The 23645-nt window shown below is 70.6% G+C and carries 20 protein-coding genes; 11 read left to right on the top strand and 9 right to left on the bottom strand.

Annotation, left to right across the window (positions count from 1 at the left end; translation table 11 throughout):
* The first annotated feature begins 16 nt into the window (after positions 1-16).
* From OG842_RS29370 to OG842_RS29380, 3 genes are all read left to right on the top strand, one after another.
* On the top strand, positions 17-1174 hold the full coding sequence (locus OG842_RS29370; RefSeq protein ID WP_266736625.1) for an acetyl-CoA C-acetyltransferase: 1158 nt from the start codon (positions 17-19) through the stop codon (positions 1172-1174).
* Between the two features lie 336 nt (positions 1175-1510).
* On the top strand, positions 1511-1714 hold the full coding sequence (locus OG842_RS29375; RefSeq protein WP_003969786.1) for a cold-shock protein: 204 nt from the start codon (positions 1511-1513) through the stop codon (positions 1712-1714).
* Positions 1715-1913: 199 nt separating this feature from the next.
* Entirely contained in the window at positions 1914-3578 is a 1665-nt protein-coding gene (locus OG842_RS29380) for a DEAD/DEAH box helicase (RefSeq protein ID WP_266736623.1), read from the top strand.
* 117 nt (positions 3579-3695) lie between these two features.
* Here OG842_RS29380 and OG842_RS29385 read toward each other — a convergent pair whose 3' ends face one another.
* Genes OG842_RS29385 through OG842_RS29400 form a run of 4 tightly spaced genes read right to left on the bottom strand, consistent with a single transcriptional unit; the run spans position 3696 to position 7146 of the window.
* Positions 3696-4766, bottom strand: a complete 1071-nt coding sequence (locus OG842_RS29385; protein WP_266736622.1) for an NAD(P)H-dependent flavin oxidoreductase — start codon at positions 4764-4766, stop codon at positions 3696-3698.
* Positions 4766-5527, bottom strand: coding sequence for a CoA-transferase subunit beta (locus tag OG842_RS29390; protein WP_266736621.1), 762 nt, complete (start codon positions 5525-5527; stop codon positions 4766-4768). Before OG842_RS29390 ends, OG842_RS29385 begins: the two co-directional genes overlap by 1 nt.
* The gene (locus OG842_RS29395) at positions 5524-6399 is read right to left on the bottom strand and encodes a CoA transferase subunit A (RefSeq protein ID WP_266736619.1); all 876 of its coding nucleotides are present in this window, start codon (positions 6397-6399) and stop codon (positions 5524-5526) included. Before OG842_RS29395 ends, OG842_RS29390 begins: the two co-directional genes overlap by 4 nt.
* Positions 6400-6402: 3 nt before the next feature.
* Positions 6403-7146, bottom strand: coding sequence for an enoyl-CoA hydratase family protein (locus tag OG842_RS29400; protein WP_266736617.1), 744 nt, complete (start codon positions 7144-7146; stop codon positions 6403-6405).
* A gap of 86 nt (positions 7147-7232) precedes the next feature.
* Between OG842_RS29400 and OG842_RS29405 the strand changes: the two genes are divergently transcribed.
* The gene (locus OG842_RS29405) at positions 7233-8144 is read left to right on the top strand and encodes an SDR family oxidoreductase (protein ID WP_266736616.1); all 912 of its coding nucleotides are present in this window, start codon (positions 7233-7235) and stop codon (positions 8142-8144) included.
* 93 nt (positions 8145-8237) lie between these two features.
* Here the strand turns inward: OG842_RS29405 and OG842_RS29410 are convergent, their stop codons facing one another.
* Positions 8238-9146, bottom strand: coding sequence for a hypothetical protein (locus OG842_RS29410; RefSeq protein ID WP_266736615.1), 909 nt, complete (start codon positions 9144-9146; stop codon positions 8238-8240).
* A gap of 251 nt (positions 9147-9397) precedes the next feature.
* Here OG842_RS29410 and OG842_RS29415 point away from each other — a divergent pair, with 251 nt between their 5' ends.
* The gene (locus tag OG842_RS29415) at positions 9398-10174 is read left to right on the top strand and encodes a S1 family peptidase (RefSeq protein ID WP_266736614.1); all 777 of its coding nucleotides are present in this window, start codon (positions 9398-9400) and stop codon (positions 10172-10174) included.
* A 110-nt stretch (positions 10175-10284) separates the two neighbouring features.
* Here OG842_RS29415 and OG842_RS29420 read toward each other — a convergent pair whose 3' ends face one another.
* Positions 10285-12090: a glycoside hydrolase family 35 protein gene (locus OG842_RS29420; protein ID WP_266736613.1), complete on the bottom strand. Its 1806-nt coding sequence runs from the start codon at positions 12088-12090 to the stop codon at positions 10285-10287.
* Positions 12091-12347: 257 nt separating this feature from the next.
* On the opposite strand from OG842_RS29420, the gene OG842_RS29425 reads away from it, so the two are divergent.
* Both OG842_RS29425 and OG842_RS29430 read left to right on the top strand, forming a co-directional pair.
* The gene (locus OG842_RS29425; RefSeq protein ID WP_266736612.1) at positions 12348-13241 is read left to right on the top strand and encodes a helix-turn-helix domain-containing protein; all 894 of its coding nucleotides are present in this window, start codon (positions 12348-12350) and stop codon (positions 13239-13241) included.
* Positions 13242-13252: 11 nt separating this feature from the next.
* A complete protein-coding gene (locus OG842_RS29430) occupies positions 13253-13600 on the top strand; it encodes a chorismate mutase (protein WP_266736610.1) in 348 nt (115 codons plus the stop codon).
* Here OG842_RS29430 and OG842_RS29435 read toward each other — a convergent pair.
* Both OG842_RS29435 and OG842_RS29440 read right to left on the bottom strand, forming a co-directional pair.
* Positions 13524-14369, bottom strand: coding sequence for a hypothetical protein (locus OG842_RS29435; RefSeq protein WP_328512576.1), 846 nt, complete (start codon positions 14367-14369; stop codon positions 13524-13526). The two genes, OG842_RS29430 and OG842_RS29435, sit on opposite strands and share 77 nt — an antisense overlap.
* A gap of 111 nt (positions 14370-14480) precedes the next feature.
* Positions 14481-15320 carry a PP2C family protein-serine/threonine phosphatase gene (locus OG842_RS29440; protein ID WP_266736607.1) on the bottom strand — a complete coding sequence of 280 codons (840 nt, stop codon included), beginning with the start codon at positions 15318-15320 and terminating at the stop codon, positions 14481-14483.
* A gap of 53 nt (positions 15321-15373) precedes the next feature.
* Between OG842_RS29440 and OG842_RS29445 the strand changes: the two genes are divergently transcribed.
* The 4 genes from OG842_RS29445 (at position 15374) to OG842_RS29460 (ending at position 21759) form a co-directional block, all read left to right on the top strand.
* Positions 15374-16018 (top strand): SMI1/KNR4 family protein, encoded by a 645-nt coding sequence (locus OG842_RS29445; RefSeq protein ID WP_266736605.1) that lies wholly within the window; start codon positions 15374-15376, stop codon positions 16016-16018.
* An 80-nt stretch (positions 16019-16098) separates the two neighbouring features.
* Positions 16099-18603: an aminopeptidase N gene (gene pepN / locus OG842_RS29450; protein ID WP_266736603.1), complete on the top strand. Its 2505-nt coding sequence runs from the start codon at positions 16099-16101 to the stop codon at positions 18601-18603.
* Positions 18604-18940: 337 nt separating this feature from the next.
* Positions 18941-20344: a pyridoxal phosphate-dependent decarboxylase family protein gene (locus OG842_RS29455; protein WP_266736601.1), complete on the top strand. Its 1404-nt coding sequence runs from the start codon at positions 18941-18943 to the stop codon at positions 20342-20344.
* Positions 20341-21759 (top strand): lysine N(6)-hydroxylase/L-ornithine N(5)-oxygenase family protein, encoded by a 1419-nt coding sequence (locus tag OG842_RS29460; RefSeq protein ID WP_266736599.1) that lies wholly within the window; start codon positions 20341-20343, stop codon positions 21757-21759. The genes OG842_RS29455 and OG842_RS29460 overlap by 4 nt, the downstream gene beginning before the upstream one ends.
* 67 nt (positions 21760-21826) lie before the next feature.
* Here OG842_RS29460 and OG842_RS29465 read toward each other — a convergent pair whose 3' ends face one another.
* Complete coding sequence (locus tag OG842_RS29465; protein ID WP_266736598.1) at positions 21827-23638, bottom strand: bifunctional metallophosphatase/5'-nucleotidase; 1812 nt, start codon at positions 23636-23638, stop codon at positions 21827-21829.
* Between the last annotated feature and the right edge of the window lie 7 nt (positions 23639-23645).

Here is a 23645-nt window from a genome sequence, read left to right on the forward strand (position 1 = left end):
CCAAGGAGCAGCAGTCATGGCCGAGGCATACATAGTCGAAGCGGTACGCACCCCGGTCGGCCGGCGCGGGGGCGGCCTCGGCGCCGTCCACCCCGCCGACCTCGGCGCCCATGTCCTGAAGGCCCTCGTCGAACGGACCGGGATCGACCCGGCGGCCGTGGAGGACGTGGTCTTCGGCTGCCTCGACACCGTCGGACCGCAGGCCGGCGACATCGCCCGCACCTGCTGGCTGGCGGCCGGACTGCCCGAGGAGGTCCCCGGCGTGACCGTCGACCGCCAGTGCGGCTCCTCCCAGCAGGCCCTGCACTTCGCCGCCCAGGGCGTCCTCTCCGGCACCCAGGACCTGGTCGTCGCTGGCGGCACCCAGTCCATGACGCAGATCCCCATCGCCTTCGCCTCCCGCCAGGCCGCCGAACCCCTCGGGCTGACCGAGGGTCCGTACGCGGGCAGCGAGGGCTGGCGCGCCCGGTACGGCGACGCACCGGTCAACCAGTTCCACGGCGCCCAGTTGATCGCCGAGAAGTGGGACATCGGCCGCCAGGACATGGAGGAGTTCGCCCTCCGCTCCCACCGGCACGCGATCCGCGCCATCGACGAGGGCCGCTTCGCCCGCGAGACCGTCGCCCTCGCGGGCGTCACCACCGACGAGGGGACGCGCCGCGACACCACCCTGGAGAAGATGGCGGCGCTGAAGCCGGTCCTGGACGGCGGCACGATCACCGCCGCGTGCTCCTCCCAGATCTCCGACGGCGCCGCCGCCCTGCTCATCGCCTCCGAGCGGGCCGTGGCCGAGCACGGCCTCACCCCGCGCGCCCGCGTCCACCACCTCTCGGTACGCGGCGAGGACCCGATCCGCATGCTGTCGGCACCGATCCCGGCCACCGCGTACGCGCTCAAGAAGGCCGGAATGACCATCGACGACATCGACCTGGTCGAGATCAACGAGGCATTCGCCCCCGTCGTCCTGGCCTGGCTGAAGGAGACCGGGGCCGACCCCGACCGGGTCAACGTCAACGGCGGCGGGATCGCCCTCGGTCACCCGCTCGGCGCAACCGGTGCGAAATTGATGACGACACTGCTGCACGAACTGGAGCGCACCGGCGGCCGCTACGGGCTCCAGACCATGTGCGAGGGCGGCGGCCAGGCGAACGTGACGATCATCGAACGGCTCTGAGCGCCGACCCGCCCCGAACACGGCCGCCGGACCGCCCCGACACCCGGCGCGACAAGGATTCCGGCGGCCTTTCGTACCCCTCCCGGCCAGATACCGCAAGGGCCCGGACCAGAACACACCGACCGGCCGCGCGGCGTGTTTCCACCGCGGACCGGCGGAACGTGCTACGGTTGCCGAGTTGCAGTTTTGGTACCCATGAACTTTATGTGCGCCTGACGGGAATGCTTCCTCAGGCGCATTATTGTTTTCCGGCTTTCTCCGGATGGGGCTCAATGCGGCGACTTGAAATTCGTAAAGTGCGGATTTCCGGCACTGCACCTCTTTTAGGAGAATGACATGGCTACTGGAACCGTGAAGTGGTTCAACTCGGAAAAGGGCTTCGGCTTCATCGAGCAGGACGGCGGCGGCGCCGACGTCTTCGCCCACTACTCCAACATCGCCACCTCGGGCTTCCGTGAGCTCCAGGAGGGCCAGAAGGTCTCCTTCGACGTCACGCAGGGCCAGAAGGGCCCGCAGGCGGAGAACATCGTCCCGGCCTAATCGCCGGACGCGTACCTCGCAGCCGGGGCCCGCACCGTGAAGGTGCGGGTCCCGGTTTGTGCTGTCCCCGGGACATGTCGGAACAGGCGCGCCCGCCCACGGCGCCCGTCCCGGCAGCCCCATGCAGTTCCCCGCAGTCCCACGCAGTTCTCAGGAATCCCCAGGACTCCTCAGGAATCCCCCAGGAGGGCAATTCCGTATGACCCGCTCCGAACGCCAGGACCGACCCGCCCGCAACCGCCCGTCGAGGGGGCGCGGCACGGCCCCGGCACAGGCAACCGCTAAGGGTTCCGGCAAGGGATCCGGCAAGGCGTCGCCCCGTCGCAGGGCCACGCCGCCGCAGGGCGAATTCGCCCTGCCCGAAACCATGACCCCCGCACTGCCCGCCGTAGCGGCGTTCGCCGAGCTGGACATGCCCGCAGCCCTGCTGAAGACCCTTGCCGCGCAGGGCGTCACCGAACCGTTCCCGATCCAGGGCGCCACCCTGCCGAACTCGCTCGCCGGCCGGGACATCCTCGGCCGCGGCCGCACCGGCTCCGGCAAGACCCTCGCCTTCGGCCTCGCCCTGCTGGCCCGCACCGCCGGCCGGCGCGCCGAGCCGAAGGCACCGCTGGCGCTCGTCCTCGTCCCGACCCGCGAGCTCGCCCAGCAGGTCACCGACGCGCTGACGCCGTACGCGACGTCCGTGAACCTGCGCCTGGCCACCGTCGTCGGCGGCATGTCGATCACCAAGCAGTCCGGCACGTTGCGCCGCGGCGCCGAGGTGCTCGTCGCCACGCCCGGACGGCTGAAGGACCTCATCGAGCGCGGCGACTGCCGCCTCGACCAGGTCGCCATCACCGTCCTCGACGAGGCCGACCAGATGGCCGACATGGGCTTCATGCCGCAGGTCGTCGCCCTGCTCAAGCAGGTCGAGCCGGACGGTCAGCGGATGCTGTTCTCCGCGACGCTCGACAAGAACATCGACCGGCTGGTCAAGATGTTCCTGACCGACCCGGTCGTGCACTCCGTCGACCCGTCCGCCGGCGCCGTCACCACCATGGAGCACCACGTGCTCCATGTGATCGACGAGACCGACAAGAAGGCCGTCGCCACGAAGATCGCCGCCCGTGAGGGCCGCGTGATCATGTTCGTGGACACCAAGCGCGCCGCCGACCGGTTCGCCAAGCGGCTGCTCGCCAGTGGCGTACGGGCCGCCGCCCTGCACGGCGGGCGCTCGCAGCCGCAGCGCAACCGGACCCTGGACCAGTTCAAGAACGGCCAGGTCACCGCGCTCGTCGCGACGAACGTGGCGGCCCGCGGCATCCATGTCGACGACCTCGACCTGGTCGTGAACGTGGACCCGCCGACCGACCACAAGGACTACCTGCACCGCGGCGGGCGCACGGCGCGCGCCGGGGAGTCCGGCAGCGTCGTCACCCTGGTGCTGCCGGAGGAGAAGCGGGACATGACCCGGCTGATGGCCGACGCGGGCATCGCCCCGAAGACCACCCGGATCAAGTCCAGCGACGAGGAGCTCACCCGGATCACCGGGGCCCGTGAACCCTCGGGCATCGCGATCGTCATAGAGGCCCCACAGCCGACCCCGCCGAAGCAGCGCACGCGCTCGGGCGGGACCTCGGCGGGCGGCACCGGCTTCCGCTCGGGCAGCCGCGGCCGGGGCCGGCGCGGTGGTGCCGGACAGGGCGGCGGCGAGGCCCGCTCCACGGGCGGCGCCTCCCGCACCGCCGGCACGGGCGGCTCCGCGCGCGGCGCGGGCTCGGGCGGCGGCCGTGGCAACGGTGAGCCGCGCGGCACGGGTGCCGGGCGCTCCGGGGCCGGACGCGGCGGCGCGGCGGCGGGACGCGGCCGCAGGGCCGCGTAGCCGCAGGGACACACAGCGGACAGGGCGGCGCCCGGATCTCTCCGGGCGCCGCCTACGCGTCCGCGGCTTCGGAACGTTCCGCGCGGACTGCCGCGTGCGGATTCCTCCGTGCGCCGCCTATGCGTCCGAGTTCTCGGAACGTTCCGCGCGTACCACCGCGCCCAGCGCCTCGTGGGCCTCGGCCATCACCCGTTCCACCAGCTCCGCGCAGCTGGGCAGATCCTCGATCAGGCCCGCCACCTGGCCCGAGGCCATCACCCCCAGGTCCGTCCGGCCGTCGACCATGGACGCCTTCAGCAGCATCGGCGTGTTGGCCGCCAGCAGGACCTGGCTCCACGACAGGTCCTTGCCGTGCTTCATCGCGAGACCGTCGCGCACCATCCGGGACCAGCTCAGCCCGGAGATCCGCCGGAAACCCGACGCCCGGCGCACCGCCTGGGCCAGGGCCCGGACCCGGCCCGCGTGCTCCAGCGCCGCGACCATCTCCGTACGCAGCATCCGGTGCGGGAGCCCGTCCACCGCCCTGGTGACCGTGATGTCCTTGACGCCCGCCGCCAGGTACCGGGCCTTCACCGCGTCCGGCACGGTCGAGTCCGAGGTCAGCAGGAACCGCGTACCCATCGCGATGCCCGCCGCCCCGTACGCCAGCGCCGCGACCAGGCCCCGGCCGTCGCGGAAACCGCCCGCCGCGATCACCGGGATGTCCACCGCGTCCACGACCTGGGGCAGCAGCACCGTGGTCGCCACCTCACCGGTGTGCCCGCCGCCCTCGCCGCCCTGCACGATCACCGCGTCCGCGCCCCACGCCGCGACCTTCTCGGCATGGCGCCGGGCGCCGATCGACGGGATCACGACCACTCCCGCGTCCTTCAGTTCGGCGATCAGTTCCTTCGAGGGGGCCAGCGCGAAGGACGCCACCTTCACGCCCTCCTCGATGATGATCCGTACCCGCTCGCGCGCGTCGCCCGCGTCGGCGCGCAGATTGACGCCGAACGGCTCGTCGGTACGGGACTTGACCTCCCGCACCGCCGCCCGCAGCTGCTCGGCGGTCATCGTCGCGGAGGCCAGGACGCCGAGGGCGCCGGCGCGGGCCGTGGCGGAGACCAGGCGGGGGCCCGCGACCCAGCCCATGCCGGTCTGGACGATGGGGTGACGGACGCCGACCAGCTCCGTGAGCGCCGTCCGCATCAGACCCTGACCTCACGGTTCCGGGTGCCGTGCGGGTCGATGACCTCGCGGATCAGGGACAGCTCCGCGGCGCTCGGCTCCCGGGTGTACGGGACGTCGTCCGCGATCGTGAGCGCGAAACCGGTGGCCTCGCGGACCTGGTCGACGGTGACGCCGGGGTGCAGCGAGGCCAGCCGCATCGAGCGGTCCGGGGTCGCGAAGTCGAAGACGCCGAGATCGCTCACCACGCGCGGGATGCGGTGGTAGCGGCTCGCCGACGGACCGGCCGCGGCGGCACTGTCGTAGCCGACCCCGCAGATCATGTCGACGCGCTCGACGAAGACCCGGGTGGAGTGCTTGGGAATCCAGTAACTGACCGGGTTGTTCAGGGTGTTGACCGGTGCGCCGCGCACGCCGAGCAGCTGGCGGGAGGGCTGTTCCCAGTCGCCGATGCAGGAGATGTTCTGGTTGCCGAACCGGTCGATCTGGCTCGCCCCCATCATCACGTGGCGCCTGCCGCCGGTGACCATGGCGAGGTGCTGGCGGTAGGGCAGCCAGCCCTCCGTCGTACCGTCCGGGGCGAGGAGCAGCGCCTCGCCGTCGGTCAGCAGCAGATCGGGCGAGAAGGTGCGTCTGGCGAGCCGGGCGCCGACGGACGGGACGAGGCCCATGGGGCTGGCGAGCAGCTCGCCGTTGTCGCGCCAGGCATCGGCGCAGGCGATCACGCAGTACTCGGCGCGGGTGGCCGCGGTCGGGTCCGCGGTCGCGTTCTCCGTGGTCATTTCTGCTCCTCGTGCCAGGTCCGGACGGCCGACTGGTAGCTCTTCTCGTCGCCCCCGGCGGGCAGGAAGCGCTCGCTGAACGCCGCCCAGGCGTCGGGGTCGGCGGCGGCGGTCGCGTACGCCTTCTGGAACGCCTCGTCGCGTGGATGGTCGGGCACGCAGGAGGTGAAGTGCGCGCCGTTCGGGGTCTCGACGACGCCGGTGACGGAGTGCCGCTTGACGAGGAGGGTCTGCGGGGCGGCGTTGCCGGTCAGCTCGGCCGTGTCCACGAGGCGTTCGCAGGACATGTACGCGGCGTCCGCGGCCTCGCAGAACAGGTCGTCGAAGTACGGGTCGGGGCCGAGGTACTGGCCGTTGCCGAACCGGTCCGCGCGGTTCAGGTGGACCAGCGCGGCGTCCATCCGCAGCGCGGGCATCGCGACGAACTCCTCACCGTCCTCGTACGGCGAAGTCACCGTGCGCAGGCCCGGGTTGACCCGCATCACGTCGGAGCCGATACCGGCACGCACGGGGAGGAACGGCAGCCGGTTCGCGGCGGCGTGCAGCCCCCACATGAACATGGCCTCGTCGATCTCCATCAGTTCGAACGCGCCGCGCTGGCGGGCCGCCCTGAAATGGGGTTCGAGCGGGACCGAGTCGAGCGTGACGAAGGCCGCGACCAGTTTCCGGATCCGGCCGGCGGCGGCGAGCAGCCCCACGTCGGGGCCGCCGTACGAGACCACGGTGAGGTCGGTGATCCCGGAGCGGAGCAGCGCCCGCACCAGCGCCATGGGTTTGCGGCGCGAGCCCCAGCCGCCGATGCCGATCGTCATCCCGCTGCTGAGCCGGGAGACCACGTCGTCGGCCGTCATGGTCTTGTCGGTCGTGGTCATGCCTCATGCCTCCTTGCCGAACGATTCGCGGACGCGGTCGGCGACCCCGCTGAGATTGGCCTCGAAGGTGAAGCCCTGCTCGAAGCGGTAGCTGCGGCGTACGTCCACCGGGTCGATGCCGTTGATGGCGGCCTTGGCCAGCCGGATCAGATACCCGTCCTTGGCGGCTATCTCGCCCGCCAGCTCCAGTGCCGCACCGAGGAGTTCCTCGCGCGGCACGACCTTCCAGACCGAGCCGTGGGCGTGCAGTTCGGCGGCGGTCGCGGTGCGCGAGGTGTAGTAGAGCGCGCGCATCAGGTGCTGGGGCACCAGCCGGGCCAGATGGGTCGCCGCGCCGAGCGCGCCCCGGTCCAGCTCGGGCAGGCCGAACGTGGCGTCGTCGCTCGCCACGATCGCGTCCGCGTTGCCGACGAGGCCGATGCCGCCGCCGAGGCAGAAGCCGTTCACCGCGGCGACGACCGGGACCTCGCACTCGTAGACGGCGGCGAACGCCTCGTAGCAGCCCCGGTTGGCGCCGATCAGGGCCTCGTGCCCGGTGTCGCGCTGCATCTCCTTGATGTCGACGCCCGCGTTGAATCCCCGTCCGGCGGCGGCCAGCACGACGCAGCGGACCTCGGGGTCACGGCCCGCCGCGCGCAGTGCGTCGGCAAGGTCGTACCAGCCCTGCACGGGCAGCGCGTTGACGGGCGGATGGTCGACGGTGACGAGCCGGATGCCCTTGCCGGGACTTGCGGTGGAGACACCCATGAGCGAATCAGCTACCTTTCCACCAAACATTTGTTAGGTGTGGAAGGTAGCAGCCTGCCCCCGCATCGCCAACAAGGAGGCGAGTGATGACTGGTCTGTGCGACGGCCGCGTGGTGATCGTGACGGGTGCGGGGCGCGGGCTCGGCCGGGCCCATGCGCTCGCCTTCGCCGCCGAGGGCGCGAAGGTGGTCGTCAACGATCTGGGCGTCGGCCCCGGCGGCGACGGCGGCTCCCCGGGCCCGGCACAGCAGGTGGTCGACGAGATCGTCGCGGCGGGCGGAGAGGCGGTCGCCCACGGGGGCGACATCGCCACGACCGACGGGGCCGCCTCACTGGTCGCGGCGGCGCTGGAGGGCTTCGGGCGGCTGGACACCCTGGTCAACAACGCGGGGTTCCTGCGCGACCGGATGCTGGTGAATCTGGACGAGGACGACTGGGACGCCGTGATGCGGGTCCATCTCAAGGGCCACTTCCTGCCGTTGAAGCACGCCTGCGCACACTGGCGGGCCGAGGCGAAGGCGGGCCGCACGCCGGTCGCCCGGGTGATCAACACCAGTTCCGGCGCGGGGCTGCTCGGCAGCGTCGGCCAGGGCAACTACTCCGCCGCGAAGGCCGGGATCGTCGGCCTGACCCTGGTCGCCGCGGAGGAGACGGCCCGGTACGGGGTCCAGGTCAACGCGATCGCCCCGGCGGCCCGGACCCGGATGACCGAGCAGACCTTCGCGCAGGCGATGGCGGCGCCGGAGGAGGGCGGGTTCGACGCGATGGCCCCGGAGAACGTGTCCCCGCTGGTGGTGTGGCTCGGCTCGGCCGCGAGCGACGGGGTGAGCGGGCGGGTCTTCGAGGTGGAGGCCGGCCGGATCACGGTCATGGAGGGCTGGCGGCCCGGCCCCACCGCGGACCGGGGCGCACGGCGGGAGCCGGCGGAGGCGGGGGAGACGGTACGGAAACTGCTCGCCCGGGCGGAGCCGGCGCAGCCGGTGTACGGGGCGAAGTAGGGCCCCTCCGGCCCCTCCGGCACGCCGAGCGGGGCCGCCGGACGGGCCGTGCGGGGGAGAAGCGGGGCCACGGGGCCGCCGCCGCTCCACGGTTCAGGTGCTGCAGTCCAGGACGGTCCGGCACAGCCCGCACCGGGCCCGCACCCGGCCTCGTACCGGAACGCGGATGCGCTGGTGGCAGGCCGGGCAGGGGAAGGACACCCGCAGCCCGTCCGGGGCGCCCTCGAAGGCGTACGGAACACCGGGGGCGGCGGGGGCGCCCGGATGGTCCTGTGCGCGCCGCCGGTCCTTCGCGTAGCGGCGGCGGCCCGCCCAGCCCGCCGCCGTGAGCGGTGGCTGCCGGATGTCCTGGAGGGCCTGTGCGCGCCCCTTGGTGTACGCCTCGTAGGCCTGCGGGCTGGTGAACCACGGTGACGGGTCCTCGTCGAAGGCCAGCGCCCGCTTGGCGAGGACGTATCCGAACTCCTCCGGGGTGAGGTAGCCGAGCTTCTGGCTGGAGACCTCGTCCTCACGGAAGGCGTCGAGCAGCAGCCACCCCGCGCCGAGGTACGTGGTCACGGTGTCGGTGAGGATCTCGTTGTCGCGCGTACCGGGGAACTCCAGGCCCAGGCGGTGCAGCAGCACATGGGTGACCTCGTGCGAGAGAGCGGCGCCGATGTCCCTGCGGTGGGTGCGGAAGCGGTCGTTGAGTTCGACGAAGTACTCGGGCCCGGCGGCCAGTTCGACCTCGGCGGCGTGCTCCATCGCGCGGAAGCCGACGATCATGCGGGCGTCCGGCAGATGCAGGTGCTGGACCACCGCACGCGCCACCCGCTGGGTGCCGAGGTATAGGTCGTCCTGGTCGTCGAAGGCGGCGTCGACAGGGGCGAGGCTCGTGGCGTAGCCGCGGACACCGTCGTACGACAGCCGCCGGTACAGCGCCGTGATCGCGGACCGGACCGTTTCGAGATGCGGGAAACCGTGGACCACCGGACCGCCGGTGCTCCGCCCGTCGTCCGCCACGTCCCACCCCCTGTCCGCGTAGGCCCGACCGGATTTCACTGTAGCCGGAACGCTGAAGGCGATCTTGGCCGGAAAGTGATCCTTGTGGGCGCCGTGATCATTTCCCGATAATCCGAACCGTGCCTTTGTCGGGGTCATGACCATCGAGGCGGTGCGGTGCTGTGCCGCCCGCGTGGTCACCACCCGGCGCGGGCGCAGGCACTCCCCACAAGTACCCCCCACAAGCACCCCCCACGAAAGAAGGCAGTCTCTTGAAGCAGCTTCTGCGTGCCGTGAAGAGATGTTCCGTCATAGCCGCCGTCGTCCTCGCGGCCGTCAGCCTCCAGCCCGCCGGAGCCTCCGCGGCCCCCCAGCCGGTCGTCGGCGGAACCCGTGCCGCCCAGGGCGAATTCCCGTTCATGGTCCGGCTGTCGATGGGCTGCGGCGGCGCCCTCTACGCCAAGGACATCGTCCTCACCGCCGCGCACTGCGTGAACGGCACGGGCAACAACACCTCCATCACCGCCACCGCGGGCGTCGTCGACCTCCAGTCCTCCAGCGCGATCAAGGTCAAGTCCACCAAGGTCCTCCAGGCCCCCGGCTACAACGGCGCGGGCAAGGACTGGGCGCTCATCAAGCTCGCCAAGCCCATCGACCTGCCGACCCTGAAGATCGCCACCACCACCGCGTACAACAACGGCACCTTCAACATCGCCGGCTGGGGCGCGGCCACCGAGGGCGGCGCCCAGCAGCGCTACCTGCTCAAGGCCACCGTGCCCTTCGTCTCCGACGCCGACTGCCAGGGCGCCTACGGCAGCGACCTCATCCCCGGCGACGAGATCTGCGCCGGGCTGATCGACACCGGCGGCGTCGACACCTGCCAGGGCGACTCCGGTGGCCCCATGTTCCGCAAGGACAACGCCGGAGCCTGGATCCAGGTGGGCATCGTCAGCTGGGGCCAGGGCTGCGCCGAACCCGGCTACCCCGGCGTGTACAGCGAGGTCTCGACGTTCGCCGCCAACATCGCGTCCGCGGCAGCCACGCTCTGACCCCGGCCCCGGCCGGTACCCGAATCACAGCGACAACGCTCCGACCCGGCCCCGGCCGGTACCCGAATCACAGCGACAACGCTCCGACCCGGCCCCGGCCGGTACCTGAATCACACCTGAACATCCCCGGGGGTGCCCGTCCGGACGGGCACCCCCGGACCCAGCTCCGCGTACGGCGCGCCCGCACCCTCCAGCTCCAGCACCCACACCTCGTTGACACCCTCCCGCAGCACCGGCCCCGGCACGTACAGCGTCCGCTGCGCGCCGAGCGACCAGTAGCGCCCCAGGCAGAAGCCGTTCACCCAGACGAACCCACGCGTCCAGTCCGGCAGTTCGAGCCCCGCATGCCCGGCACCGGCCACCCCGGAGACCTCGAAGGTCCCCCGGAACAGCCCGGTCGACCCGGCCCCCTCCGCACCGCCGAACACCACCCCGGCCAACGCGTCCGGCTCCTCGAACGCCTCCAGCCGCAGCGCCCGCGCCCGCACCCCGTGCAGATACTGCCGCTCGTGCCGCACCCCGCCCGTGATCCCCTTGGACTCACCGAGCCGCGGCCCGTAATTGACCCGGCCCAGCGACTCCACCCACAGCTCGACCTCCGCCGGCCCGGCCACCGGCTCCTCCAGCGTGCAGTTCTCCTCGGTCAGCACACCCGCCCGGATCCCGTCCACATACACCACGGCCCGGTCCCGGAGCCCCGCCGCACTCAGCTCATAGGGCTGACGCGGACCCGGCACACCCACCCGGTAGCGCACCAGACCCCGGTCGACCCCCAGCTCCTCGAAGGTCGGCGGAACACCGGACGGCGCCGCCTCCTCGTCACCCAGCGCGTCCAGCACCGCATCCAGCGGCGCCCACTCCGTCAGCCCGGCCCGCACCGGAGCCGCAAGCCCGGCCGGCTCGGGCGGAAGCTCCGGAAGCGGCCCCTCCGCGTACTCGGCGAGCACCTCACGGAACAGCCAGAACTTCTCCGTGGGACGGCCGTACTCGTCGATCGGCGCGTCGTAGTCGTACGACGTCACCGTCGGCAGGAAGTCCTCGTCCTGGACCGGACCGGACCGGTTCGCCCCCGCCCACCCGGCGAAATTCGTCCCCCCGTGCGCCATGTAGATGTTCACCGACGCCCCGCACTCCAGGATCTCCCGCAGCGCCTCGGTCGCCTGCGCCGGCTTCCGCACGATCGGCTCCGCACCCCAGTGCTCGAACCACCCGCACCAGAACTCCATGCACATCAGCGGCCCCTTCGGCTGATGGCGGCGCAGCACCTCGAACGCCTTGCGCGCACCCGAGCCGAAGTTCGCCGTGGCCAGCAGCCCCGGCACCGAGCCGCCCGTCAGCATGTGGTCCTCCGGCCCGTCGGACGTGAACAGCGGCACGGTCACCCCGCGCTCACGCAACATCCCGGCCACCCGCTGGAGGTAGACCTGATCGGAGCCGAAACTCCCGTACTCGTTCTCCGCCTGGACCATGATCACCGGCCCGCCGCGCCCGATCTGCCGCTGCACCACCTGCGGCAGCAGCGCCGTGAACCACCGCTCCACGGCACCCAGATACTCCTCGTCACGCGACCGCACCCGCCGGCCGAACCGCCCCGTCACCCAGACCGGCAGACCACCGTTCTCCCACTCGGCACAGATGTACGGACCCGGCCGGACGATCGCCCACAGCCCGGCCCGCTGCGCCGCGTCCAGGAACCGGCCGAGCGCCGCCACGTCCCGGAACCGGCCGGGCTGCGGCTCGTGCAGATTCCACGGCACGTACGTCTCGACACAGTTGAGCCCCATGGCACGCAGCATCGACAGCCGGTGATCCCACTGCGCCTCGTGCACCCGGAAGTAGTGCAGGGCCCCCGACAGCAGCCGTACGGGCTTCCCGTCGAGCCGGAAGTGGTCGTCCCCCACGGTGAAGTCAGCCATCGTGCTCGTACTCTCTGTGCGTGCGGCCCCCGGAACCGCACGGTCCGGGCCCGTACGACGGCACGCACCACGGAGCGGGCGAACCCGGGAGGAATGTTGCCACCACCTTCACCCCCTGGCGTCCGGCCCGTCCATGGACAAAGATCACTGCTGTTTGGACACAATTGTTCGGACCAGTGAATGTTTGGACCAGCGAAAGAAATCGGACCAGCGCGATGAATAGGGCCGGCGCAATGAAAGGGGAGGAAGGGAAGCCGATGTACCACACCTGGATGCGTTTCTTCACCCCCAGCCCGCTCCACCACCGGCTGGGCCTGGTCTGCCTGGGCGTGGGACTCCAGCACGGCGCACTGCCGACCGTCGGCCCACGCACCCTCGACCACCACGTGGCCGTCGTCATCAACTCCGGCAGCGGCTGGTTCACCGGACCCGACGGCCGCCGGGTGCCCGTCACCGCACCCTGCCTGATCTGGCTGACCCCCGGCACCCCGCACCACTACGGCGCCGACCCGGGCACCGGCTGGGACGAGAGCTTCGTCGACTTCACCGGCCCCGCCACCACCACCTACACCGAACTCGGCTACATCGAGCCCGACCGCCCGCTCGTCCCGCTCGCCGACACGGCGGGCCCCCGCGCCGCGATCGGACGGATCGTACGCGCGGCCCGGCGCGGCAACCCGCTCCTGGAGGTCGAGACCGGCGCCGCCGTCCACGAACTCCTCGTCGCCCTGCGCCGGGCCCGCGCCGATGTCAGCCCCGACGGCGACCCCGTGCTCCAGGCCCTCGCCCGCGACGCCTTCCAGCCACTGTCCGTCGCCGAGCACGCGGCCCGGCACGGCATGACCCCCGCCGAACTGCGCACGGCGGTACGCCGGGGCGCCGGGTGCAGCCCCAAGGACTACCTCCTCGGCATTCGGCTCGGCCGCGCCAAGGAGCTCCTCGCCGCCACTGACCTGCCGGTCGCCGCCGTCGCCCGACGCGTCGGCTACGACGACCCGGCGTACTTCTCCCGCCTCTTCGCCCGCCGGGTCGGCGCCGCCCCGGTCCGCTTCCGCGAGCAGCAGGGACTCAACGTGCCCGGCGGCTGGAGCGACCAGGTTCCGGACCCGGAGCACCCACCGACGATCACCCCGCTGGGCCCGGCCGTCTAAGCTCGCTGACCATGACCACCAGGGACATCGACGAGTCCGTGAGCGCGGAACTGAACCGGCTGCGCGAGAGCATCGACAACATTGACGCCGCAGTTGTCCACATGCTTGCCGAGCGCTTCAAGTGCACCCAGCAGGTCGGCCATCTCAAGGCCGCCCATCAGCTCCCCCCGGCCGACCCGGCCAGAGAGAGCAGGCAGATCGAACGGCTGAGGCAGCTCGCCGAGAGCGCACACCTGGATCCGGCCTTCGCCGAGAAGCTGCTGAACTTCATCGTGGCGGAGGTCATCCGCCATCACGAGCGGATCGCGGAGGAATCGGCGACGATCGCGGAGGAATCTGCGACGAACGCGGAGGCGTGAGCGCCGGGAACGAAGGACCCACCGGCCGACGCGACCTGCGCCACGACCGCACCACCCAGGCACTCACCAGCAGCCCGAGCCCCGTGGCCAGCACGACGAGCCCGGCCCCCGCCGACTCGTTGACATGATCACCGTTGCCCACGGGTTCGGGCGCCCCGGAAGCCGCCCAGTCGGGCAGGAACAGCAGACCCACCCCCACCAGGGCCGGCACCGCCCAGCCGAACCGCTCACGGTACGAGCACCGGGCCGACACCAGAGCACCCACGGCCAGCAGCACCGCACAACCGAGCGCCGGAAGCACCGTGTACGTCAGCCACTCGGACAGCAACGGCCTCCAGTACCACTCCGATTCCGGCCTCGGCCCGTCGAAGTAGTACATGGTCCGCGGCTGCGGCTCACCCAGGAAATCCCGGACGGTCCCGGGCACCAGACCGCCGAGCAGCCCTCCGGCGAAGACCAGCCCCGCGTACCGCCCCATCGCCCTGCCGCCGCCCGCCCGCCACCGGTCCACCGGGACGACCCGTAGCACCACCACGGCGCACCAACCGGCCAACAGCCCCAGGAACACCCCCTTGACCGCCCCGTAGCCGACCGGGATCCAGACGTTCCAGGGATAGTTCTGCGTGTGCGCGGCCCGCCAGCTCCCCGCGAGACACCAGGCGACCGCACCCGCGACCACCCCCCACGGCGCCACCCCCACAACCCACCGCCGCCCACCGCCGGAACCCCCGGCACCCTGCCCGTCCGCCCCCTGCACCGCTTCGGACACTGCCCGCCCCATCCGCCATCCGCCACCGCTCCGACGCTCCCGCCGGCACCGGGCTCGACCGCCCGTCCCAACGCGGGACGCGACAGCCGCCCGTACGGTTGCACGGCCCCGCTACGGACCCTCCACGGCCCCGGCCACCGGCACACCCGGCCGGCCGGGCTCGACAGGAACGACCACCACCGTCACGTTGTCGTGCCCGCCCGCCTCCAGCGCGTACCCCACCAGCGACCGCGCCTCCTCCGGAACACCACCACCGGCCGGACACCGGTCGAGCACACCCCGCAACGCGGCGGCACCGGGCAGATAACGCCACAGCCCATCGGTGCACAGCAGCAGCCGGCCGGGCACCGAGGGCCGGTAACTCCGCACACGCGGAGCCGGATCACCCGCATCGGCCCCCAGCCACGCGGAGAGCGCCTCGTACTCACCCGTGTCGTCCTCGGTCAACGCCATCCCCGGCCCCTCGTCGGGCAGCCAATAGGCACGGCTGTCACCGATCCAGACACACCAGACACCCTCCGGACCCGCGATGCCGGCGACGAACGTACAGGCCGGCGCGGCATCCACCGACGCCGCCAGCCCGACAACGGCGCGCCCCGCACGCACAGCCGCATCGCCGAGCGCACTCTCCGGCAGCACACCCTCCCGCAACCGCGCCACCAGCACGTTCAGCCCGACCTCGGCCGCGACCCGGGCCGCCCGCTCCGACCGCGGCGACATCGACACCCCGTCGCACACGACAGCGGCCGTCCAACCGCCGACCGTGGTCAGCGCCATCGCGTCCGCGTTGACACCCCGGTGCCTGCCCCGGTCACTGACGCCCGCCGCACCACTGCCCGTACTGATCTCCACCCGCGAACGGAACGACGGCTGGGCGGCACCGCAGTCCCAGCAGTAGCCATCGGGAGCGACCGTTCCGCCGCACAGGACACAGTCCGTGATCTCGCTCATCAGCCGCGCATTCTGCCAGAACCGCTGTCGGTGGCCCCGCGTACCGTTCAGCCATGCCGGACAGACAAAACGACGCCCCCGCACCCGAGTCCCGTTCCGACACTCACCCGTGGCGCGATCTGCTCCGGCGCTGGAGCGAGGAATGGCTCGACCCCGTCCTGCACGAGCAGGAGAGACACCAACCCTTTCCGGACGAAGTACGGGCCGCCCGCTGGCTGGGATCGGCGGGTGCGACACCGGAGGAGCTGGCAGCGCTCGAAGCGCGCCTGGGCGCCGTACTCCCGCCGAGCTACCGGGAGTTCCTGCAGACCAGCGACGGATGGCTCGACACGACGACCTCCATCCGACGACTCCTGCCCGTCCGGGAGACCGGCTGGCTCAAGGACCTCGACCCGGAGCTGATCGACCTCTCGACCGGCGGCCAGGAGCATGTCGACATTCCCGACGAGGACTACTTCGTCTACGGAGACGACCAGGTCCCCTGCGTCGTCCGGACCGAGTACCTGACCGACATGCTCGAGATCAGCCACACCCCCGAGGCACTGGACGTCTACCTGCTCAACCCGCACATCATCACCCCCGACGGCGAATGGGAAGCCTGGTACCTCGCCCACTGGCTGCCCGGAGCCGTCCGGTACCGGTCCTTCTGGGACCTCATGAACGACGAGTACCGGAACTTCCGCGGCGACCACGACTGACCACCACCCCCGGAGCAGAGCCGCTCAGCCGTGGGAGAACCCGCCTGCGGTCCGCCCACCGCGTACGGCAGCATGGACACATGTCCGTACTGACGCGCGACGAAGCGCAGACCCGAGCCCAGTTCCTCGACGTACACCGGTACAAGATCGACCTCGATCTGACCGCGGGGGAGGAGACCTTCGACTCCCGCACCGTCATCCAGTTCACCGCAACCGCGGCCGGAGACACCTTCGTCGAAGTCAAGCCGGCCACCCTGCGCTCCATCAGCCTCGACGGACAGCCCCTCGACCCCGCCGACCTCGTCGAGAACCGCTTCCCCCTCACCGCCCTCACCCCCGGCACCCACGAACTGCACATCGACGCCGCCATGCGCTACTCCCGCACCGGCGAAGGCATGCACCGCTTCACCGACCCCACCGACGGCGAGACCTACGTCTACACCCAGCTCTTCATGGAAGACGTCCAGCGCGTCTTCGCCGCGTTCGACCAGCCCGACCTCAAGTCCGTCTTCGAACTCACCGTCACCGCCCCCGAAGGCTGGACCGTCCTCGGCAACGCCGTCGCCGAACACCGCGGAGACGGCCACTGGGCCCTGGCCGCCACCCCGCTCATCTCCACCTACCTCGTCGCCGTCGCCGCCGGCCCCTGGCACTCCGTGACCACCGAACACGCCGGACTGCCCTTCGGCATCCACTGCCGCCGCTCCCTGGCCCCGTACCTCGACACGGACGCCGACGAGATCCTCGACATCACCCGGGCCTGTTTCGACCGCTTCCACGAGAAGTTCGACGAGCCCTACCCCTTCGACTCCTACGACCAGGCATTCGTCCCCGAATTCAACGCCGGCGCCATGGAGAACCCCGGACTCGTCACCTTCCGCGACGAATTCATCTACCGCTCCGCCGTCACCGACACCGAACGCCAGACCCGCGGCATGGTCATCGCCCACGAAATGGCCCACATGTGGTTCGGCGACCTCGTCACCCTCGCCTGGTGGGACGACATCTGGCTCAACGAGTCCTTCGCCGAGTACATGGGCTACCAGACCCTCGCCGAAGCCACCCGCTTCACCGACACCTGGGTCGACTTCGGCGTCGCCCGCAAGGGCTGGGGCTACGACGCAGACCAACGCCCCTCCACCCACCCCGTCGCCCCCGACCCGGCCGCCGTCCCCGACACCGCGTCCGCCATGCTCAACTTCGACGGCATCTCCTACGCCAAGGGCGCATCCGCCCTGCGCCAACTCGTCGCCTGGCTCGGCGAGAAGGACTTCCTGGCCGGCATCAACGCCCACTTCGCCCGCCACAAGTTCGCCAACGCCACCCTCGCCGACTTCATCGACAACCTCGCATCGGCCACCGACCGCGACGTCCACGCCTGGGCCGACACCTGGCTGCGCACCACCGGAGTCGACACACTCACCCCCCGCGTCGCCGAGTCCGACGGCAACTGGACCCTCGGCATCGACCACAACGGCAGCCGCCCCCACCGCATCGCCGTCGGCGCCTACGACCACGCCCCGGACACCCACACCGGCACCGAAAGCCTCGTCCTGCGCGACCGGTTCGAGATCGACGTCCCCCTCGACGGCACACCCCACACCCGCCCCGGCAACCGCCCCGCACTCCTCGTCCTCAACGACGGCGACCTCAGCTACGCCAAGGTCCGCCTCGACGACCGATCCTGGGAAACCGTCCTCAACGGCCTCTCCCGCGTCCCCGACGCCCTGACCCGCGCCGTCATCTGGAACACCGCCCGCGACATGGTCCGCGACGGCGAACTCGCCCCCACCACCTACCTCGAAGCGGCCCGCACCCACCTCCCCCACGAGACCGACCTGGCCCTCGCCCAAGGAGTACTCGCCTTCGCCGCCACCCACGTCGCCGGCCGCTACATCGCCCCCGAGAAGCGCCCCGCCGCCCTCGCCATCCTCACCGCCCTGTGCCGCGACCTCATCCGCCGCACCGAGGACGGCCACAACCCCGGCCTCCGCCTCATCGCCGTACGCCACCTCATCGACGCCGCCACCCAGCCCGACACCATCCACGACTGGCTCACCAACGGCACCGTCCCCGGCGGACCCGAACTCGACCCCGAACTGCGCTGGCGCATCCTCACCCGCCTCGCCGTCCTCGGCGCCATCGACGAAGCCACCATCGCCGCCGAACTCGAACAGGACCCCAGCGCCACCGGACAGGAAGGCGCCGCCCGCTGCCGCGCCGCCCTCCCCACCCCCGAAGCCAAGGCCACCGCCTGGCACGCCCTGTTCAACGACGACAGCCTCTCCAACTACCTCTTCACCGCCGTCGCCCAAGGCTTCTGGCAGCCCGAACAGGCCGACCTCGTACGCGAATACGTGCCCCGCTACTACCCCGAGGCAACCGCCCTCGCCGCCCGCCGGGGCCCCGCCATCGCGGAAGCCGCAGGACGCTACGCCTTCCCCGCGTACGCCGTCGACGCAGAGAACCTCCACCTCGGCGAACAGGCCCTCACCGACCAGGCCCTCATCCCCGCCCTGAACCGCAAGCTCACCGACCAGATCGACGACCTGCGCCGCGCCATCAACGTACGCAACGCCCACTGATCCACTGAGCCAATGGCCTACGGGCCTACGGGCCTACGGGCCTACGGGCCTACGGGCCTACGGGCCTGCGGGGCTGCTGGACCAGAGGCCCGCAGGCCCACGCACGCACCGCCCGCACCACCCGTGCCCGGCGCCCCCACCCCAGGGGGACGCCGGGCACACCCGTATCCAGGGCCACACCCATACCACCGGAACACCCCACAACACCCCCCGTCCCGCCACCCATACCCCTTTCGAGTTCACATCCCCCCGCTCCACGGCCGCGCCACCGGAAACCCGGACAAGCTGGCATGTCCACCCATGCCTGCTCACGTGCGTCCGAAGGGCCCCCACCACCATGCCCACCCCACCCCCACCCCTCGCCGGAACCACCACCGGCCCCGCCGCCCTGCGCCCCCTCATCCACACCGTCCTCACCGCACTCCACGACGGAGCCCACCGACGCGACGGCCCCCTCCCCGCAGGCGGCCCCGACGCCGTCACCCCACGGATGCGCACCGCCACCCACCCCCTCATCCCCGACCACGGCACCGGCCCCCACCACGCCCTGCGCACCCTCGTCACCGCCCTCACCGAAGGCGCCGCAGACCCCGCAGACCCCCTCTGCACCGCCCACCTCCACACCCCACCCCTCGCCCTCGCCGCCGCGGCCGACCTCGCCGCCTCCGCCCTCAACCCCTCCATGGACTCCTGGGACCAGGCCCCCGCCGCCTCCGCCCTCGAAGCCGACACCACCGCCGCCCTCGCCGCCGAGATCTACCCCCACCAACCCACCCCCGACGCCCTCATCACCACCGGCGGCACCGAATCCAACCAACTCGCACTCCTCCTCGCCCGCGAACGCAACGGCCCCGTACAGACCATCTGCGCAGCCAACGCCCACCACAGCATCACCCGCGCCGCCTGGCTCCTCGGACTCCCCGAACCCATCGTCATCCCCGCCCCCACCGGCACCATGGACCTCGCCGCACTGCACAAAGCCCTCACCACGAACCAGCGGCCACTCCTCGTCACCGCCACCGCCGGCACCACCGACACCGGCCGCATCGACCCACTCACCGCCATCGCAGACCTCTGCACCACCCACGGCGCCGAACTCCACATCGACGCCGCCTACGGCGGCCCCCTCCTCTTCAGCCCCACCCACCGCAACAAGATCCACGGCCTCGACCGCGCCCACAGCGTCACCCTCGACCTGCACAAACTCGGCTGGCAACCCGCACCCGCAGGCATCCTCGCCGTCCCTCACCGACACCACCTCGACCCCCTCCACCACCAAGCCCCCTACCTCAACGCCGACGACGACACCGAAGCCGGCCTCCCCGACCTCCTCGGCCGCTCCCTGCGTACCACCCGACGCCCCGACGCCCTCAAGATCGCCGTCACCCTCCAAGCCCTCGGCCGCACCGGACTCGCCGACCTCGTCGACCGCACCCTCGCCACCGCCCACCACCTAGCCGACCTCATCACCGAAGACCCCACCCTCGACCTCTACGACCGCCCCACCATCAGCACCGTCCTCTTCCGCCCCACCGACACCGACGACAACACCGTCGCCACCATCCGCCGCACCCTCCTCACCCGCGGCCAAGCCGTACTCGGCCGCGCCCACACCGACAACCGCCTCTGGCTCAAAGCCACCCTCCTCAACCCCCACACCACCCCCCAACACCTGCGCACACTCCTCGACCTCGTCACCCGACTCACCAACGATCTCGCGGAAGGCAACACCCCCCGATGACCGACCTCCCCGCCCCCGACACCGACCAGCCACACGACCTCATCGGCATCGGCATCGGCCCCTTCAACCTCTCCCTCGCCGCCCTAGCCCACGGCGTACCCGCCAACCCCCAACCCCTCAACGCCGCCTTCTACGAACAACGCCCCGCCTTCCACTGGCACCCCGGCCTCCTCATCGACGGAGCCAGCCTCCAAGTCCCCTTCCTCGCCGACCTCGTCACCCTCGCCGACCCCGCCAGCCCCTGGACCTTCCTCAACTACCTACGCAGCCGCGACCGCCTCTTCCCCTTCTACTTCGCCGAGCGCTTCCACATCCAACGCGCCGAATACGACGCCTACTGCCGCTGGGTCACCGACCAACTCCCCGGCCTCCACTTCAGCCACCAGGTCGACGCCGTCCGCTGGAACAACCAACGCGAACTCTTCGAAATCGACTTCACCCAACTCGACAGCGACGGCGAAGCAGAAGCACTCGGCCGCGCCCACACCCGCAACATCGCCCTCGGCATCGGCACCGAGCCCCACATCCCCGAATTCTTCAAACCCCTCACCGAAGCCGAGAACGTCCCCGTCATCCACTCCGCCGACTACCTCCACCACCGCCAAGAACTCCTCCAAGCCCCCCACATCACCGTCATCGGCTCCGGACAGTCCGGCGCCGAGATCTTCCTCGACCTCCTCCGCGCCCGCCCCCAAGGCCACGAAAACCTCCACTGGCTCGCCCGAACCCAGGCATTCGCACCCATGGAGTACTCAAAACTCGGCCTCGAACACTTCACCCCCGACTACAGCCGCTACTTCCACGCCCTCCCCGAAGCCGTACGCGACGAACTCGTCCCCCACCAATGGCAACTCCACAAAGGCATCGACGCCGACACCATCGCCGCCATCCACGACGAGCTCTACCGCCGCACCCTCCACGGCGGCTGGCCCGACACCACCCTCACCCCCGGCGTCTCCGTACGCACCGCAGGACGCGTCGCCAACACCCGCATCGAACTCCACCTCGAACACACCCAGCAGAACACCCGCTCCCGCCTCACCACCGACGCCGTCGTCCTCGCCACCGGCTACCGCGAACGCTCCCTCGACCGCATCCTCACCGGCCTCGACCCCTACATGCGCCGCGACGCCTCCGAACGCCCCCGCATCGACGACCGGTTCCGCCTCGTCCTCGACCCCACCGTCACCGGAAACGTCTACGTACAGAACGCCGAACGACACACCCACGGCGTCGGCGCCCCCGACCTCGGACTCGCAGCCTGGCGCAGCGCCACCATCCTCAACGACCTCACCGGCACCAACCCCTACCCCCTCCCCGAACGCACCGCCTTCACCACCTTCGGCCTCACCCCCCAGGGCCCACACCTCCCCACCCGGACCCCCGACCTCATCCCCCTCGCCCGGAACATCTGACACACCCACACACAAGGCGGCCGCCCCCTCCCGAAAGAGAAGACGGCCGCCCACCGAAACCAACCGGCTAGAACACCGGCGTACCCTCACGCGTCAGCCGCCAGTCCACCGAAGCGAACTGCGCACCATCCACGGAACCCTTCGCCTGGACCCAGGAAATGATCGTGTTCCGGATCTCCTCCGAATTCGCCCACAACTGCTTGGCACCCGCAACATGCGGGAAGTTACCGCCACCACTGGCCCGATAATTGTTCACCGCCAGCACGAACTCAGCCGCCGGATCGATCGGCTTACCCTCGAACGAAAGATTCACGATCCGCGAACCATTCGGCTTCGCGATATCGATCTCGTACGTCAGACCCGAAACCGCGTCATAGTTGTAATCCGGAGTGTTGTCCGCATTCGTCAACTTCGCCGTGTCCACCGGCGCACCCGCCGCGGTCTGCACGTAATACCGCGCCGAGAACTCCAGATAATCCTTCAGCTGAGCACCGGTCAGCAACCGTGCCTCAAGCGTGTTCTCGAACGGATACAGACCCGCCGCATCCTTGATCGTCACATTCCCGGCCGGAATCTGCGCCGTACGCGAGAAACACGACGCCTGCGACAGCACCGGAAGCGCCGCATACGCACCACCCGCCAACGCAGCCTTCACCGTCTCCGCCTGAACCACATTGATCAGATCGATGATCGGCTCGTCCTTCCAGGCAGCCTCCGCCGTCGTCATCGCCGCCGTCGACGTACCGATCACCTGATTGACGTACGCCACAACCTTCTTGTGCTCATCCGCCAACAGCCCCGTGATCTTCGGATCCTCCGCCACGGCGTTGGAGTTCAGCACCTGCGAACCCGCCTTCTCCACCACCCAACGACCCTTCTCCCACACCAGATCGAAGTCGAACAGCGTCAACCGCTGCCCCCACTTCAACGGCTCCGAGAGCACCACCTTCTTGCCGGTCTGCTTGTTCTCCACGAAATACTCGGGAATCTCCAGATGCGCATGCCCGACGAGAATCGCATCGATCCCCGGAACCTGCTCGGCCACCAGACCGGCAGCGTTCTCCACATACGGGATCTGATCACCGTACGACGACGTCCCACTGCTACCCGAGTGCGCCGAGACGATCACCACATCCGCACCCATCGAACGAAGCCGCGGCACAAACTTCGCCGCCTGCTCCTCCAGCCCCGGGAAAACCATCTTCCCGCTCACATTCGCCTTGTCCCAGATAGCGATCCCCGGATTCGTCAGACCCAGGATCGCAACCTTCACATCCGGACCGTGCGGAGTACGCATCCGCTTGATGACATACGGAGCGAACGCCGGCCGCAACGTCTTCGCATCCAACGCGTTCGCACCCAGCAGCGGGAAATCACACTGCTCCTCGAACTTCCGCAGCACCGGAATGCCGTAGTTGAACTCGTGGTTGCCGAGCGCCGCGGCGTCATACCCGATCGCGTTCATCGCCTGAGCCATCGGATGCACCGGACCACGCTTCGCCGTGATCGGATCGATCTTCGCGTAGTAGTACGACAACTGGGTGCCCTGGATCGTGTCACCCGCATCGATCATCAACGTATTGCGACGACCCTTCTCCCGGCGCACCTGATCCACCAGCGTCGAGATCTTCGCCAGACCCACGTCGTTGTGCGCCTTGTCGTCGAACTCCTTGTCCGTGAAGTAGTCCCAGTTGAAGACGTTCCCGTGCAGATCGGTGGTGCCCATCACCGTGAACGAGTACCGCTTCGGCGGACGCCCGTGCCCGCCCCCATGGCCCTGACCGTGCGCCGAAGCAGGCACCGCGGAGGCCCCCGCGATCGCCACACCCGCACCGGCAGCCGCCGATGTGCCCAGGAACGTCCTACGGTTCAGCGGCATTTCGTCT

Source organism: Streptomyces sp. NBC_00376 (genome assembly GCF_036077095.1).
GTDB lineage: Bacteria > Actinomycetota > Actinomycetes > Streptomycetales > Streptomycetaceae > Streptomyces.